The sequence below is a fragment of the Acinetobacter sp. BD54 genome, assembly GCF_044778325.1.
Classification (GTDB): domain Bacteria; phylum Pseudomonadota; class Gammaproteobacteria; order Pseudomonadales; family Moraxellaceae; genus Acinetobacter; species Acinetobacter baumannii.
Genome location: NZ_JANJEP010000005.1, coordinates 312,248 through 326,764 on the forward strand (window position 1 = coordinate 312,248; position 14,517 = coordinate 326,764).

Annotated in this window: 13 protein-coding genes and 1 pseudogene; 8 read left to right on the top strand and 6 right to left on the bottom strand. The window is 38.5% G+C overall.

Features of this window, described 5'->3' with window-relative positions; genetic code table 11:
* The first annotated feature begins 273 nt into the window (after positions 1-273).
* The 8 genes and pseudogenes from NQ782_RS10745 (at position 274) to NQ782_RS10780 (ending at position 8,050) form a co-directional block, all read left to right on the top strand.
* On the top strand, positions 274-1,464 hold the full coding sequence (locus NQ782_RS10745; protein ID WP_001088749.1) for an aromatic ring-hydroxylating dioxygenase subunit alpha: 1,191 nt from the start codon (positions 274-276) through the stop codon (positions 1,462-1,464).
* Position 1,465: 1 nt separating this feature from the next.
* Positions 1,466-2,896: an aldehyde dehydrogenase family protein gene (locus tag NQ782_RS10750; protein ID WP_057094410.1), complete on the top strand. Its 1,431-nt coding sequence runs from the start codon at positions 1,466-1,468 to the stop codon at positions 2,894-2,896.
* Positions 2,897-2,924: 28 nt separating this feature from the next.
* Positions 2,925-3,086: pseudogene (locus NQ782_RS10755) on the top strand (rubredoxin); the annotation flags it as partial.
* On the top strand, positions 3,075-4,280 hold the full coding sequence (locus NQ782_RS10760) for an NAD(P)/FAD-dependent oxidoreductase (protein WP_227557130.1): 1,206 nt from the start codon (positions 3,075-3,077) through the stop codon (positions 4,278-4,280). The pseudogene NQ782_RS10755 and the gene NQ782_RS10760, both read left to right, overlap by 12 nt.
* A 17-nt stretch (positions 4,281-4,297) precedes the next feature.
* Positions 4,298-5,614 carry an FAD-binding oxidoreductase gene (locus NQ782_RS10765; RefSeq protein WP_000561083.1) on the top strand — a complete coding sequence of 439 codons (1,317 nt, stop codon included), beginning with the start codon at positions 4,298-4,300 and terminating at the stop codon, positions 5,612-5,614.
* Positions 5,615-5,627: 13 nt separating this feature from the next.
* Positions 5,628-5,981: an ethanolamine utilization protein EutQ gene (locus NQ782_RS10770; protein ID WP_000665859.1), complete on the top strand. Its 354-nt coding sequence runs from the start codon at positions 5,628-5,630 to the stop codon at positions 5,979-5,981.
* Between the two features lie 205 nt (positions 5,982-6,186).
* Positions 6,187-7,359, top strand: coding sequence for a hypothetical protein (locus tag NQ782_RS10775; protein ID WP_057094406.1), 1,173 nt, complete (start codon positions 6,187-6,189; stop codon positions 7,357-7,359).
* Positions 7,360-7,435: 76 nt separating this feature from the next.
* Positions 7,436-8,050 (top strand): MarC family protein, encoded by a 615-nt coding sequence (locus tag NQ782_RS10780; protein ID WP_000097917.1) that lies wholly within the window; start codon positions 7,436-7,438, stop codon positions 8,048-8,050.
* Between the two features lie 45 nt (positions 8,051-8,095).
* Here NQ782_RS10780 and yddG read toward each other — a convergent pair whose 3' ends face one another.
* The 6 genes from yddG to NQ782_RS10810 all read right to left on the bottom strand — a co-directional run bounded on the left by yddG (position 8,096) and on the right by NQ782_RS10810 (position 14,513).
* Positions 8,096-9,004 (bottom strand): aromatic amino acid DMT transporter YddG, encoded by a 909-nt coding sequence (gene yddG / locus NQ782_RS10785; RefSeq protein ID WP_057094404.1) that lies wholly within the window; start codon positions 9,002-9,004, stop codon positions 8,096-8,098.
* 158 nt (positions 9,005-9,162) lie between these two features.
* Entirely contained in the window at positions 9,163-10,077 is a 915-nt protein-coding gene (locus NQ782_RS10790) for a DMT family transporter (RefSeq protein ID WP_057094094.1), read from the bottom strand.
* 41 nt (positions 10,078-10,118) lie between these two features.
* Entirely contained in the window at positions 10,119-10,325 is a 207-nt protein-coding gene (locus tag NQ782_RS10795; protein ID WP_000816059.1) for a type II toxin-antitoxin system Phd/YefM family antitoxin, read from the bottom strand.
* A 202-nt stretch (positions 10,326-10,527) separates the two neighbouring features.
* Complete coding sequence (locus NQ782_RS10800) at positions 10,528-11,862, bottom strand: MFS transporter (RefSeq protein ID WP_057094091.1); 1,335 nt, start codon at positions 11,860-11,862, stop codon at positions 10,528-10,530.
* 327 nt (positions 11,863-12,189) lie between these two features.
* Positions 12,190-13,314, bottom strand: coding sequence for a mandelate racemase/muconate lactonizing enzyme family protein (locus NQ782_RS10805; RefSeq protein ID WP_000695105.1), 1,125 nt, complete (start codon positions 13,312-13,314; stop codon positions 12,190-12,192).
* A 101-nt stretch (positions 13,315-13,415) separates the two neighbouring features.
* Positions 13,416-14,513 carry an alcohol dehydrogenase family protein gene (locus NQ782_RS10810; RefSeq protein WP_267581192.1) on the bottom strand — a complete coding sequence of 366 codons (1,098 nt, stop codon included), beginning with the start codon at positions 14,511-14,513 and terminating at the stop codon, positions 13,416-13,418.
* Positions 14,514-14,517: the final 4 nt, after the last annotated feature.

The following is a 14,517-nucleotide window of genomic DNA, read 5'->3' on the forward strand; positions in this document are numbered from 1 at the left end:
AATATTACAGGGTAGTGAGGTGGGAGAAGATAGCTCAACTGATTTATTCTCACTGACTAGTGAGTTTTAGTCATAGATAACAATTATTTTTATAAAAATCGTAGTGGCTAAATCCGCTTATTTACGCATGAGAAAAACTCATATATGCCTAGCTAAAAAGTCGTTTGTCGGACGAATCGATATTTAACACAATCTGTAAAGAAATAGCAGAGTGTGCAAATCATCTCAACGCAGGGAGTTCTGCGTTAGTTTTAAATATATGGAGATCATCAGATGAATAGTCGAGTTAGCCAGCAATTAATTACGGTTCAGCAAGTCGATAACGTTTTGAATCCTATTACTGAATCAAATGGTATGCCAAATTTAGCATATACCAGTAACGAATATTTTAATTTTGAACGTGACAATATTTTAAGCAAAACATGGGTGTGCGTAGGTTTTGCATCAGATTTGCCTAAAAAGAGCTATGTGAAGCCTGTTAATTTCATGGGTATGCCTTTGGTAATGATGCGCAACCGAGAAGGGGAACTTCATGTTTTCCATAACGTTTGTAGCCATCGCGGTATGATTTTAGTGCAAGAAGAAGGCACTATTGAGGGTGTGATTCGTTGCCAATACCACTCTTGGAGTTATGACCTAAACGGTAACTTAAAAGGTACTCCACATGTTGGCGGAATTAACCAACATAAAGATGAACGCTTTAAATGTGAAAAACATGGTTTAAAAGCTCTCCGTTCAGCAATCTGGATGGATATGGTTTTCGTCAATATATCTGGTGATGCACCAACTTTTGAAGAGCATATTGCACCACTAGTTGAACGTTGGAAGCCTTTCTTGGGTGAAAACGGTTTAGAGCTTATTCGTAGCAGTAAAGTAGGTTCAACTTTTGAGTTACCTGTAAAAAGTAACTGGAAACTTACAGTTGAAAACTATTGCGAAGCTTATCACTTACCATGGGTACACCCAGCATTAAATACGTATTCAAAACTTGAAGATCATTACAACATTATGTTCGAAGATCGATTTGCTGGTCAGGGCAGTTATAAATATAACTTGTCAGCTACAGCGGGTACGCATTTACCAAAATTCCCAAGTTGGCCAGAAGATCAATTGCGTCATGCAGAATATGTCGCTGTATTCCCGAACGTATTGTTAGGTATTCAAGCTGATCACGCATTTGCAATGATGATTGATCCAATTGCTCCAGAACAAACAATTGAAAAATTACGCCTGTATTACGTTGGTGATGAGTCACTAGACCCTAAATATGATGCATGCCGTGAAGCAACTTTAGAATCATGGAAAGTTGTATTTGCTGAAGATGTGTTTGCAGTAGAAACCATGCAAAAAGGTCGTCATTCACCTGGTTTTGGTGGCGGAGTTTTCTCTCCAGAGATGGATTTACCAACTCACTTCTTCCAAAAATGGTTGGCGACTCAAGCTAAAAAAGCTTTGGAGGCATAAAATGCAACATTACCTCAACTACGTTGATGGCCAATGGCGAGATGCTTCTCGCCAATTGGAAGTTATCAATCCAGCAACTGACAAAGCTTTTGCAACAGTGGCTCGTGCAAGTATTGAAGATGCAGATGCTGCAATGGCTGCAGCACGTCGATGTGTGAATAGCGGAGCTTTAACAGATGTGCGTCCTGCGAAGCGCACCGCATGGATGTTAAAAGCTGCAGAAGCGATTCGTGAAGTTGCTGAAGAGGGTGCATTAATCCTATGTCGTGAAAATGGCAAAAATATTGATACTGCACGTGAAGAGTTCGATGAAGCCGCTCGCTATTTTGAATACTACGCAGGTATGGCAGATAAAGTTGAAGGTATCTCGGTACCTTTAGGTAAAGATTATGTCGACTTCACCTCATATATTCCAATGGGTGTATCGGTTCAAATCGTACCTTGGAACTTTCCTGTTTCGATCTGTGCACGTTCATTAGCACCTGCTTTAGCGGCTGGTAATGCGGTTGTAATTAAGTCACCTGAAGTTTCACCTTTAGGAATGGTTTTACTCATCAAAGCTATTGAGAAAGCTGGTTTTCCCCAAGGTGCAGTGAACTTACTTTGTGGTAAAGGTTCAGAAGTTGGTACTCATCTGGTTAAACATCAAGATACGAATCAAATCGTATTTACCGGTTCAGTACCAACAGGCCAACGCATTTTGAAAGATGCGGCTGAACGTGCAACACCTTCAGTTATGGAGTTAGGTGGTAAGTCAGCTGCAATTGCTTTTGCTGATGTTGATCTTGAGCAATTACTGCGTAGCGTTAAAGTAGGAATTTTCTATAACTCTGGCCAAGTTTGCTCAGCGATGTCTCGCTTATTAGTGCACCGCAGCCGCTATGAAGAAGTTAAAGCAGCTGTTGTGAATCTTGCTGAGAGCCTAACTGTAGGTATTGGCGAAAGTAATGCCGAACTTACTCCAGTTGTATCTAAAGATCAGCAACAACAAATTCTTGCCATGATTGATAAGGCACGTGAAGAAGGTGCCAATGTTTTAACAGGCGGGAAAGCAGCAGATTTAGAAGGTTACTTTGTACTACCTACTATTATCGAAGCAACAGCCGATATGTCTATTGCTCAAGAAGAAGTTTTTGGACCTGTAATGGTGATCATGCCATTCGATGACGAAGACCAGGCCGTTGCAATCGCAAATGGTACGGACTTTGGACTTGTTGCAGGTGTATTTGGTGAAAATCTGAATCAAACACTTCGAGTAGCAAACCGACTTATTGCTGGCCAAGTCTTTATTAACGAATGGTTTGCTGGTGGTATTGAAACACCATTTGGTGGTGTGGGCTTATCTGGTTTTGGTCGCGAAAAAGGGCAGGAAGCCATCTACAGTTATGTTCAAACTCGTAATATCGGTATCCGTTTGAAACATAGCGTGTAATTTGTAAGAAATAAGGGAAATAGACAAGATGAGAAAGTGGTTATGTATTGTCTGTGGCTGGATCTATGATGAAGCTAAAGGCTGGCCTGATGATGGGATAGCACCAGGGACAAAATGGGAAGACATCCCAGATGACTGGATGTGTCCAGAATGTCAGGTTGGTAAATCCGATTTTGAAATGCTCGATATCACCGATATTGAAGAAGATGAAATCCCTCAAGTAGCAGCCGCTGCAGTTATTGAACCAGTTGTGATTATTGGTAGTGGTCATGCTGGCTATCATGTAGCTTCGAATTTACGTGCACAATCTCCAGACTTGTCTATTACCGTATTTACTGCTGATGATGGCGCTTTATATAGCAAACCAGCTTTATCTAATGCACTAGCATTAGGTAAAGACGGAGATAGTCTAGTTCGTGAATCTGCTCTTAGTTGGGAGCAACGTTTAAATATACGTGTTTATCCACACACGAAAGTGACTCATATTGACCGCGCCAATAAAAAGCTTCAAACCACTATTGGTGATTGCCCTTATGGAAAATTGGTGATAGCCACTGGTGCCACGCCAATTGTTATACCTATTGAAGGTGATTCGTCTGCAACATTAAGCGTAAATGATTTAGCAGATTACCGTCGTTTCCGTCAGCAATTGGCAGATAAAAAACATGTCACCATTCTTGGTGATGGTCTCATCGGCTGTGAATTTGCTAATGATTTAGCTGCACATGGGATTAAAGTTACTGTCGTCGGACTTGGTAAATGGGCAATGGAACGTCTTATTCCAGAACCTTTAGGCCATGCTCTACAAAAGGCGCTTAGCCAGTTAGGAGTAGAGTGGAAATTACAAAATAGTATCCGCTCTATTCAATCTGCAAATGGTTGTTATCAATTAACACTAAAAGATGGCCAAATAATTGAAACTGATTTGGTATTAAGTGCAGTAGGTTTAAGACCAAATATTGCTCTTGCTCAAGAAGCAGGTCTAGAGACAGCACGTGGTATCTGTACTGGTCTGGATCATCGTAGTAGTGATCCTTCAATTTTTGCTTTAGGTGACTGTGCAGAAGTGAACGGACAATGGGCACCATATATCAATCCAATCACTCAAGCACTACCTGCTTTAGTTAATAATCTTTTAGGTCAATCAACTGACGCAGATCTGAAAGCGACCCCAGTTTTAGTAAAAACCCCAATTTTGCCACTTTCTGTATTGCCAGCAATGGGAACAGGTGAGTGGAGAGTGGAAGAGCACGATGGGGAGTTGGCGGCTGGTTTTTACAATGAGCAAGATAAATTAATAGGCTTTGCCTTACTCGGTCGTCAATTACAACACCATCGTACTGAATGGCTTGAGAAATTAAATTCGTGCCCATCCACAGTTTAAGTTAAAGGAATAACAAAATGATTGCTTTACCAAATGATGATAATACTTGTGGGTGGTATGCAGCATTGCCTCCAGCCGGTCCTGCTAAAAAGTTAATAGGTCTACAAAAAGCTGACTATGCCATTATTGGAGCAGGCTTTGCAGGATTGGCAGCAGCTCGAAGATTAGCTGAACTCAAACCGCATGCCCGTATTATTCTAGTTGATGCACAACGTGTAGCTGAAGGTGCTTCTGGTCGTAACTCAGGGTTTGTAATTGATTTACCACATAAGTTTGCATTATCGCATCCTGACCCTTCTCATAAGCAAAAGTTATTAAGTCTGAATCGTTCAGCAATTGCTCAATTACAAGGCCTAGTAGAGCGCTATAACATTGATTGCCAATGGTCTGCAGCTGGTAAATATCAAGGTGCTGTAGGTGAGCGTGGTGAAGCACATCTCAATCATTTTGAGCATCTAATGAAAGATTTAGGTGAACCATATCGTTGGGTTGAAAAAGCAGAACTTAAAAAAGTTTTAGGGACAGATTTTTATAGTCGTGCGATTTTTACTCCTGGTTCATATTTGATGCAACCAGCAGCTTTAGTGCGCGGTATGGGTGACCACTTACCAGACAATGTGGAGTTATTAGAGCAATCACCAATTCGTAGTTTGCAAAAAAGTAATAACCAATGGCTATTACAGGGTGACCATGGGTCAATCACAACACCGAAAGTATTGCTGGCAACTAGTATTTTTACTCGTGAATTTGGTTATTTGAAGAACCGTTTATTACCAGTTATGACCTTTGCGAGCTGGACGCGTCCATTAACTGACCAAGAGATGAAAGTTTATCAGGGTGAGTTAGATTGGGGGCTTACTCCAGCTGATCATGCTGGGACAACGTTAAGAATGACAGCTGATCGCCGTATTCTAATCCGTAACACTTATAAGCATGTCCCAAAATACGGTGCAAATGTAAGTGATGATAATCGTCGTTGGATACAAGAAGATCATCGCAAGGCATTTTTAGCTCGTTATCCGAATTTAGCTAATGTTCCATTTACCCATACATGGGGTGGTGTTTATGCGATTTCTCGTAATTTCACTAACTTCTTTGGGGAGTTAGAAGACGGCGTTTATGCGAGTGCTTGCGACAATGGTGTAGGAGCAGCATGGGGCACAATTTCAGGAACGTTATTGGCTGATCTCGTTGTTGGCTCAGATTCCCAAGCTTTAAAAGATATTCAGTATGTAACTGGTATGCCTAGTTTAAATCCACCAGAACCGTTCTTAGGTTTAGGTGTTAGAACACGTATCAGATTTGAAAAATGGCGCAGTCGTAGTGAATTGTAAGCGGGAGAAATAGATGAAAGAAGTAAAGTTAGTTGATAGCGCTCAACTTAATTTCAATTTACGTGGCGAAACACCAGATGGTACGGCTTATGTTGCAAGAGCATTAGGAGCTGATGTTTCCCCAAATATGGGTATTGGTTTTGCACGTTGGGAAGGGGCAGAGGTAAGTTGGAAATTACTTTATGACGAAGTCATTTTTGTAATTGAAGGCTGTTTTGAGCTTACTGCTAACGGTCAAAAATATGAAGTTCGTCCAGGACAAATGTTGTGGATTCCTGAAGGAACCGAGCTAATTTATGGTGGACATGCGGTATTTGGTTACGTAGTACATCCAGGTAACTGGAAAGAGCTGCACGGAATTGCATAAAAGAAACGACCCATATTGTTCAGGAAAAAATAATGTGGGTCGTTTTTATTCTTATGAGAACGTAGCTTTGAATTAGGGCTAATACAAATTAACGAAAATTTTAAATTTCAGGAGCTTCTCCTGAACAGGGAAGTGTTGTCTGAAAAAAATAAGCAGAGGACAGGAAAGGTTTTCTGCAAATCTTCATTTAAACAAGGATTTGTAAATGAGCAAGGTCTATTTAACACTTGGATTTGGGTTAATTTCAGTTGGAATGGCGTTACCTGCTTTTGCCGGAGTAACTTTTGGAGATCCTAAAAGTGATACGGGTGCTTTAACAATTTCAGGTGCTTTACGTGGGAATTATCAAGATAAGGATTACGGCGAGTCTGCATCAGATCAGAAAATAAAATTTGATGCAGCTATTTTAAGGCTAGGTTATGAGTCACCCGACTGGTTTGGAAAAGTCGAATATCGTTGTTATCAATACGATAAATTCTGTGATTTCTCGACTTTAGTTTATGGCTATGCTGGCTACCATTTAAACGCGACAGATCATATTACTGTAGGTGTGCAACCCATTCCTTTCGGTCCAGGTCGTTTTTGGGATAGCAGCTTTTATGCTGGTATTAACAACACAATGGGTTTGCAAGATGCTTCCAATTTAGGTGCGAACTATCACTTTGAATTACCGTCTGCTACTAAAGTAGATTTGGCTTATTTTGCAACTGATGGTGGTAACTACCACGGAAGTAGTAAAGACTCAGCACGTTATACGGCTAATGTTGTTACCTCATCTGATCAACTCAAAACAAACCTGAATGAAAAAAACATGTGGATGGCACGTGTCGATCAAGATCTTAAGTTTTTAAGTACAGATGATCTCAAAGTATCGGTGGGGGGAAGTTATTGGTATTCAGACATTGAGAATAAAAAAACTTCTGTTGATGGAAATCGAAACACTTGGGCTCTATTTAACCGTATTAACTATAAAAATCTGAATGTCGTGCTTACTGGAGGGCGACAATCGATTAGTAATAAAGATGCATTAAGTCCAGCTAGCTCAACTTTCGGTTCTTTTGATGGCGAATATGACATTGCGAACAAAGGATATTTCTATACTGTTGATACGAGCTATGTTTTTAAGAATGTTAAAGATTCGCTCAATGTTACGCCGTATGTTGTTTTTAGTGGTTTTAACAAGAAAGAAAATGGATTTGATGACTCTCAGCGCAACATTGTTGGAGTGGCGTGGGACTATAAAAATATTTCTTTATATACCGAATATGTGATGAGTAAAAACGATCCGTTTGTTGGCGGCAATGGTAGTTCTCTTGCAGCAGGTGATGATGGGAAGTGGAACAAACTCCTCAATCTAATGTTGATTTATAGCTTCTAAAAGTTTGTACAGGTTTTTCATTTATCAATTTTCAGGAAGTTTAAAAGCTTCCTGAAGTCGTTTAGGAATAATAAAAATGTCTTCACCATTTATTAGTACATTTATTTTATTTTTCTCATTACTTAATCCATTCCTCATGAGTATCTATATGATTGGGCTAATCCGTCATACAGAAACCAGAGTATTTAATAAGGCTTTGATTCAAGGAAGCCTCATTGCATATGTGGTATTTCTTTTATTTGCATGGGGTGGTGAAGCAATTTTTAATAGGTACTTAAATGTAAGGTTTGAATCATTTCTAATTTTTGGTGGCCTGATTTTTCTGGTGATTGGATATCGGTATGTATTTCAGGGTGCCGATACTATTGGAGAAATGCGAGGAGCACCTGAACATTTGGCTGGCACAGTAGCTATGCCATTTATGATTGGTCCTGGAACAATTAGTGCAGCTGTAGTTACAGGCATGAGTATGTCTCTTTTAGAGGCGGCTATAGTGATCGCCTTAGTACTATTTGTGAGCTGTAGTGTTTTGATAGCAATGAAATTTTCTCATGATCACTTACGTTATAGCCATGCCAAATATATTGATCGTTATTTTGATATTGTAGGGAGGTTAGCTGCTTTATTAATTGGAACAATCGCAGTCGACATGATTGTAAATGGTGTTACACGTTTGATTGATAAAGTTTGATAAGCGTAAACGTCACAGCCATATACGATGGCTGTGACTAAGAAATTAGGAAGCTAATTTCGCTTGGTTATGTTGAACATGGTTTTTTCGAATTGAGTACCAGCAGATTAACGATCCTAAAGTAACCGTTAATGCACCGTACCAAAAATTGATTGTTAAATTGGAGTTCAAAACAAAAGCTGAGAATGCCGATGAGAAAATTGGAGAAAAATAAGAAAGCATAATTAAAACGGGCATGTTCCCTTTGATAATACCAATATTCCAAGCTAGATAACCCATAGAGAAAAAAACAGCATTAATTAAGACGAATATATAGCCATTAATACCTTGAACATGGGGTAGGTGGAATCCTTGAGTAGAGATAGTAAGAATCCATAAAGCTATAGCAGTTAAGATAAAATAAAGTGATACAGCATTAGTTCCATTGCTTTGCTTTTTGGTATAAATACAATAAACGGCCCAAAGAATAGCAGCTAAAAAAATGAGCAAGTAACTAATCGGATTTTTTGAAAAGTTATCAATAAAGTTTAGATTTGGATGATAGTTGATTACAACTATCCCTGCAAAACTTACGATTACTCCTAATATAGTTAATAAGTTTACTTTTTCTTCTTTTAATACTGCCAACATAATAATAATTAAAGTCGGCCACATATTAAAAATAATATTCATTTCAATCGATTTTTCTGATGAATTTGCTAGAGTAATTGAAAAGGCAAAGCACAGTTCAAAAACGACAAAAAGCAAGCTAGATAAAATAAGAAATTTTTTTGAAACCTTTTTTAAATCGGGCAGACCATATGTTAAGAATAAAATAATAGCACTGATGGTATATACATAAGTCACTGTATAGATAGGACCAAAACTTTCTGTAGAAAGCCTAAGTAAGCCAACTAAAGTGGACCAAAGTAATAAAGCTGAAACACCGATTAAAGTTGAGATTTGGCGGCTCATACGATAGACCCGATTAAAAAATTAATCATAATTTTTAAATAGGTATTTTAATAGTTAGTCGAGCACGATAAATAATCATGAGTTAATGACTTTTTATCATCATTGAAAATAAATAATGAAAATATTTAAAATAAATTTTTATAAAATAATTATTATTTTTACTTTCTTTTAAGTGTAATGAGCATTACACCAAAAATATTAAGAAAACACCCTAGCCACTGGATTGTATTTAAATGCTCGTTTAAAAGAAAGACTGAAAAAATAATAGTAACAATTGGGCTAATAGATGAAATAATAGCTGATTGTGTTGCACCTACATACTCTATACTCAATATTAATAAGAGTGTGGGTAGAACTGTAACAAATAAACCTAAACAGATTCCGTACCAAATAACTTGTACAGGTAAAGAGCTAAGTAGTTGTACAGGATGACTGGTTACCATTAGAAAATGTATAAGTGTGCCAATACAAGCTGCAGATAAAGATAGTCCCGTTAAGTTCCATGAACCAAATTTTTTAATTAATGGTGGGGTAAGTAAGAGGTAGCAAGCAAAAGCAACTGCACTAGCAAATACTAAGCTTGCTCCAAACCAGAAGTTATGTTGATCCGGAAGCGTTTTTTGCTCTTGTAGCATAACAATGACTGTACCACCGTAACTTAAGACAAGTGCAAATATCGTTTTTGAACTTAATTTTTGCTTGAGGATAAAACTAGACGCTAAAACGGTCATAGTTGGGTATAAGAATAAAATAATTCGCTCTAGTGACGCGGTAATAAACATGAGTCCATAGAAATCGAGCCAACTAGAAATGTAATAACCTAACAAGCCAACAGAAAGTAGATATAGAAAATCTATTAGCTTGATATTCCGATTTTGATGGCGACAAAACCAACAGATAAGTAAAAAGAAGGGTAGAGCAATTCCCATACGGATAGCCATTAGGGTAATGGCATCTAATGATGGAGTAAGGCTATATGCCTGTTTAATGAAAATAGCTTTACTGCTAAAAAGAAATGCAGAGATAAATGCAAACAAGGCACCAATTTGAATTAAAGAAATATTGAGCTTCATGGAACCTTGCTGCATGAATAAAGAGAATTTTTGGAGATGATTTAAGCTTCTGAATTTTCTTTAGAAGCTGAAATTTTATAGTAAGCAACATCGTATTCGGCTTTCTTGTAAGCCTCATAAGAAGCTTTGCTGATAATTACTGCAGATTCCCTGCCTCTGCGAGTAATTTCTACAGGATGACCAGCAACAGCTTGATCCATAATCATGGTAAGTTGTGCTCTAGCATTTGAATAATTCCACTGTTTCATCTGTATTCTCCCTGACTAAAACATGCTCAAGATAGGTGAAATGTACGGTTCGCTTCAATGGATATATTTTCAAGATATGATGAGTTTTAATCATATATTCAGGCGATTTCTGCTCTTGATGAGCAATTTAAAATAAAGACTCAAAGCAAAATACTCTCTTTTTTAAGAGAAAGTATTTTGCTTTTTATTCAGAAAGTTTGAGTTAATGAAAAATTTCACTCATTGATTTACCCTTGGTTTCAGGCATAAATAGGTAGGTAATTACTGTTGCTATTAAGCACACCCCAGCAGCGATCCAAACTGCTAATGCTGCTCCATGTGCTGCAACAAACATAGGCATCAAAAACACACCTATAGCAGCGCCTATACGGGACATTGCTGCTGCAAAACCTGTACCTGAACAACTTATTTCTGGGCGTAACACTTCTCCGGGGAGAACTGAAATCATCCCTGCAGTAATAGCATTAGCAAATGCGAAAACTAAGAAACCAATCAGAATCCATGTGGGATGATTTGCTGCTAAAGCCACAACGACTAACGCAATAGTACACACAAGGATTGGAAGAATTGCCATTTTACGGCGCGACACTCTTTCAATTAACAATACAGCTGCAAGTGTTCCAAATACAGCAAATGTGTTGAGGAACAATCCTCCTTTAATACCATCTTGCAAACCTAATTTTTCTAAAATCATTGGAATAAATACACCAATTGCGAAATAAGGTGCAGAAGTACCAATAAAATATATAGAAACTAAAGTGGTGCCTTTGATATTTTTACTTTTAAACAAATCAAAGAAGCTTGTCTTATGTCCAACGTTGGCATGCTTCTGATTTAAAATATCGTTCTTATCTTCTTCAGTAAAATACTTATGTGCAATTCTAGAAGCTTCTTCTTTACGGCCTTTACTCATGAGCCAGCGAGGAGATTCTGGAATACCACTACGCATTAATAAAACGATTAAAGAGGGAATTGCACTGATTCCTAGAATCACATTCCAACTTGCAATGTGATTCTCAATCATAATAAAACTTAGGGTATACGAGACAAGATATCCAATAAACCAAGAGGTTTCAGTCAAAATCAATAATTTACCTCTTAGGCGAGCTGGAGCAAATTCTGCAAGCATCGGCCAACCTACTGCATATTCAATTCCAATCGCCACTCCCATTAACAGACGAGCTATAAAAAGTGTGTAGGGATCAGATGCAAAGAATTGTCCAATTGAGCATATGAAGAAGATAAAAAGATCGATCATGAATAGTGGTTTACGACCAAAGCGATCTGAAAAATATCCACCAATTGGAGCGCCAAAGAAAATTCCAATGAGTGAGGCGGCTCCAATTAAGCCTTGCCATGTAGTTGATAAATGCAAATCGGCTGTAATAGAGGGCATTAATGCACCTAAATAACCTAAAACAAATCCATCAATAAACATCCCGCCTGCCATGAGCCAAGCGAGTTTTGTCATAAAGCGACGTGCTATTTGATCTTGGGAAATTAACTGAGGTGGGGAAACCACTTGTTGTTGATTCATGATACGCTCCTTGTGTTTCTTCCTTTTTTGTACATATGTACTTGCTTTAGTTTTTATGGGCGATTGAGGAGTACTTTTGAATAAAGTGGCTCCTCATACTTCATCCTTTTCGCGCCATCTTTGTTAGTCCTTGAGCGTCATTTTTCTATTGAGTAGGTATATTTAAGACAATAGAAGGGAATAACACTCATTAAAAATGAATGTCTAGATAACTTTGAAGTCTTAAAATTTGGCTTAAAACGTACACAGGAATGACTGTTTTAATTTTTAAAAACAGTCATAAATGTATAGTTTCTTGAGCTTGCCTTATTTAAATGAAAATCCTGTTTAGTCACCCCAAACAGCGACTGGTGAACCCAATAAATCTTCATCAACAGTAATACCAAGACCAGGTTTGTTAGGGACCATCACACCGCCATCAACAATCGGTGCATCAAATTCTGCTGTGTGTATGCTTACCATCCCTCTTGTATCTAAAAGACATCGTAGATTTCTCTCAGGAATAGTTGCTCCAAGATGAGCAATTGCTGCAAATGGAATATCTGAACCTACAGTTTCTTGAACACTTAGAGAAAGACCAGCTGCAAGACCAATATCACGATGTCGGCGTGAATGAGTTAATCCCCCAGCTTTGGAGATTTTTAAACCTACTCCATCAATGAGATCTTCAGTAATTGCATGGATTAAATCTTCATCTTGCTGGATCAGTTCATCAAGAGAGAAAGGGATATCACAACGTTGACGTAATGATTTGGTTTCACGCCATGTTTTACATGGTGCTTCTAAAACAAAGTCGAGACCTTTCGGGAGTAAACGGAAAATTCTTAATGCCATTTCTGGTGTAAGGCCACCATTCGCATCCACAATAAAAAACTCACCTGGTTTTTGATCAGCCAAACTTGCTTTAATACGTTCAGCATCTAGGACTGGCCCACCTTCGCTATCGACTGCACCAATTTTCACTGAATGGCCTAAATAACCCAGTTCACGATGTTTAGCCACATTTTCACGCATTGCATCAGGGGTGTCGGCATGAATAGAAGAAATTACAGGTAGTCTACGACCAGTTGAACCACCTAATAATTCGCATACTGGTAAATTTACCGATTTACCAAATAGGTCCCAACACGCCAAATCAAGTGCTGATTTGGCATGGTTATGCCCAACAAGAGCATTATCCATGGTTTCATTAATACGATCGACTTGACGTGGATCTTTACCTAATAAATGAGGAGCAATTTCAGCAATACCGGCACGTGCACCTAATGCGTGAGATGCAATATATGTTGAACCGAAAGGGGTACTTTCTCCCCAGCCTTCTAAACCATTATCAGCAATAATTTTTACGATGGAAGCATCGAAGCTACGATATTCACGGCCACCCGAAAGATGATATACACCACCAGAGTAAGGTAGATCGATTTGATAGAGCTCAATACGCTTAATTTTCATGAATATATCCTTGTCTTTAAGACTATTTATTCTTGGTGTTACTGATGACTTCCTTATTGATTAGAAAGAAGCATAAGTAACACCATTCACTTAAATCTGATCTATGCCTCAACTGATGGAACAGTCAAAACGAGCTTGCCCAGATGTTTCTTGCTCAGAAACTCTTCTTGAGCTTTAGCGATTTCATTGAGGGGATAAGTCTTAGCCACTAAAGGACGAATTTCATTTTTCTCGATATATGAAATGAGGTTGGTAAACACTTCATCTTCTTGGAATGTACAGCCCATTAAAGTCAAATCATTCAAATACACTGTACGTAGATCGATCTGCGAAATAGGACCAGCGATTGCCCCAGCATTTGCATAGCGCCCACCATTACGTAAGACTTCTAATAAAGAAGGCCATTGTGGTCCACCAATTAAATCAATGACTACATCAATTGATTCTTTACCTAACTCTTTAACTAAGTCAGCATTACGGTCAATTACACGATCTGCACCACAAGCTAATACTTCATCAGCTTTAGATAATGAGCAAAGAGCAATAACTTGAGCACCACGGCGTTTTGCAAGTTGTACTGCTGCAGAACCTACACCACCAGATGCACCTGTAATTAATACAGTTTCTGCACCTAATCCAATTCGGTGTAGCATATTTTCAGCTGTTGAATAAGAGCAGGGAATAGAAGCTAATTCTTCATCTGTCCAATCTGAATTGATTTTGTAAGCTTCGGCAGATTTAACTGTAGCAAATTGAGCAAAACCGCCGTTACATTCACTACCGAAAGTCCAGCACTCATAAGGACGATAATCAACGTAAGCACGTAACATAGTGCGGACAATGACTCGTTCACCAATACGAGATGGATCTACATTTTTACCGACTGCAACGATTTTTCCGCAGCAATCCGCACCTTGAATAAATGGGAATTTAAGAGGTGTACCTGACCAAGATGCATCATCATCGCTAATACTTTCAAGACCATTAGCACCACCTGTATTTGTAGCTTGTTCATTTGTCTTCGAGTACCAACCAATACGAGTATTAATATCTGTATTGTTTACACCAGCTGCAGAAACTTGAATTAAAACTTCATCATCTGCTGGGGTAGGAACTGTTACATCAGTACGATATTCAAGCTGGTCAAGACCACCGTGTCCCTTTAATAGCACAGCATGCATTTTAGTAGGCAGTACCATATGT

Excerpts from the sequence above, each read along its gene's own strand:
- NQ782_RS10795 (WP_000816059.1), bottom strand. The coding sequence starts at position 10,325 with ATGAAACAGTGGAATTATTCAAATGCTAGAGCACAACTTACCATGATT.
- NQ782_RS10765 (WP_000561083.1), top strand. The coding sequence starts at position 4,298 with ATGATTGCTTTACCAAATGATGATAATACTTGTGGGTGGTATGCAGCA.
- NQ782_RS10770 (WP_000665859.1), top strand. The coding sequence starts at position 5,628 with ATGAAAGAAGTAAAGTTAGTTGATAGCGCTCAACTTAATTTCAATTTA.
- NQ782_RS10800 (WP_057094091.1), bottom strand. The coding sequence starts at position 11,862 with ATGAATCAACAACAAGTGGTTTCCCCACCTCAGTTAATTTCCCAAGAT.
- NQ782_RS10760 (WP_227557130.1), top strand. The coding sequence starts at position 3,075 with ATGCTCGATATCACCGATATTGAAGAAGATGAAATCCCTCAAGTAGCA.
- NQ782_RS10780 (WP_000097917.1), top strand. The coding sequence starts at position 7,436 with ATGTCTTCACCATTTATTAGTACATTTATTTTATTTTTCTCATTACTT.
- NQ782_RS10745 (WP_001088749.1), top strand. The coding sequence starts at position 274 with ATGAATAGTCGAGTTAGCCAGCAATTAATTACGGTTCAGCAAGTCGAT.
- NQ782_RS10790 (WP_057094094.1), bottom strand. The coding sequence starts at position 10,077 with ATGAAGCTCAATATTTCTTTAATTCAAATTGGTGCCTTGTTTGCATTT.
- NQ782_RS10775 (WP_057094406.1), top strand. The coding sequence starts at position 6,187 with ATGAGCAAGGTCTATTTAACACTTGGATTTGGGTTAATTTCAGTTGGA.
- NQ782_RS10810 (WP_267581192.1), bottom strand. The coding sequence starts at position 14,513 with ATGGTACTGCCTACTAAAATGCATGCTGTGCTATTAAAGGGACACGGT.
- NQ782_RS10750 (WP_057094410.1), top strand. The coding sequence starts at position 1,466 with ATGCAACATTACCTCAACTACGTTGATGGCCAATGGCGAGATGCTTCT.
- NQ782_RS10805 (WP_000695105.1), bottom strand. The coding sequence starts at position 13,314 with ATGAAAATTAAGCGTATTGAGCTCTATCAAATCGATCTACCTTACTCT.
- yddG (WP_057094404.1), bottom strand. The coding sequence starts at position 9,004 with ATGAGCCGCCAAATCTCAACTTTAATCGGTGTTTCAGCTTTATTACTT.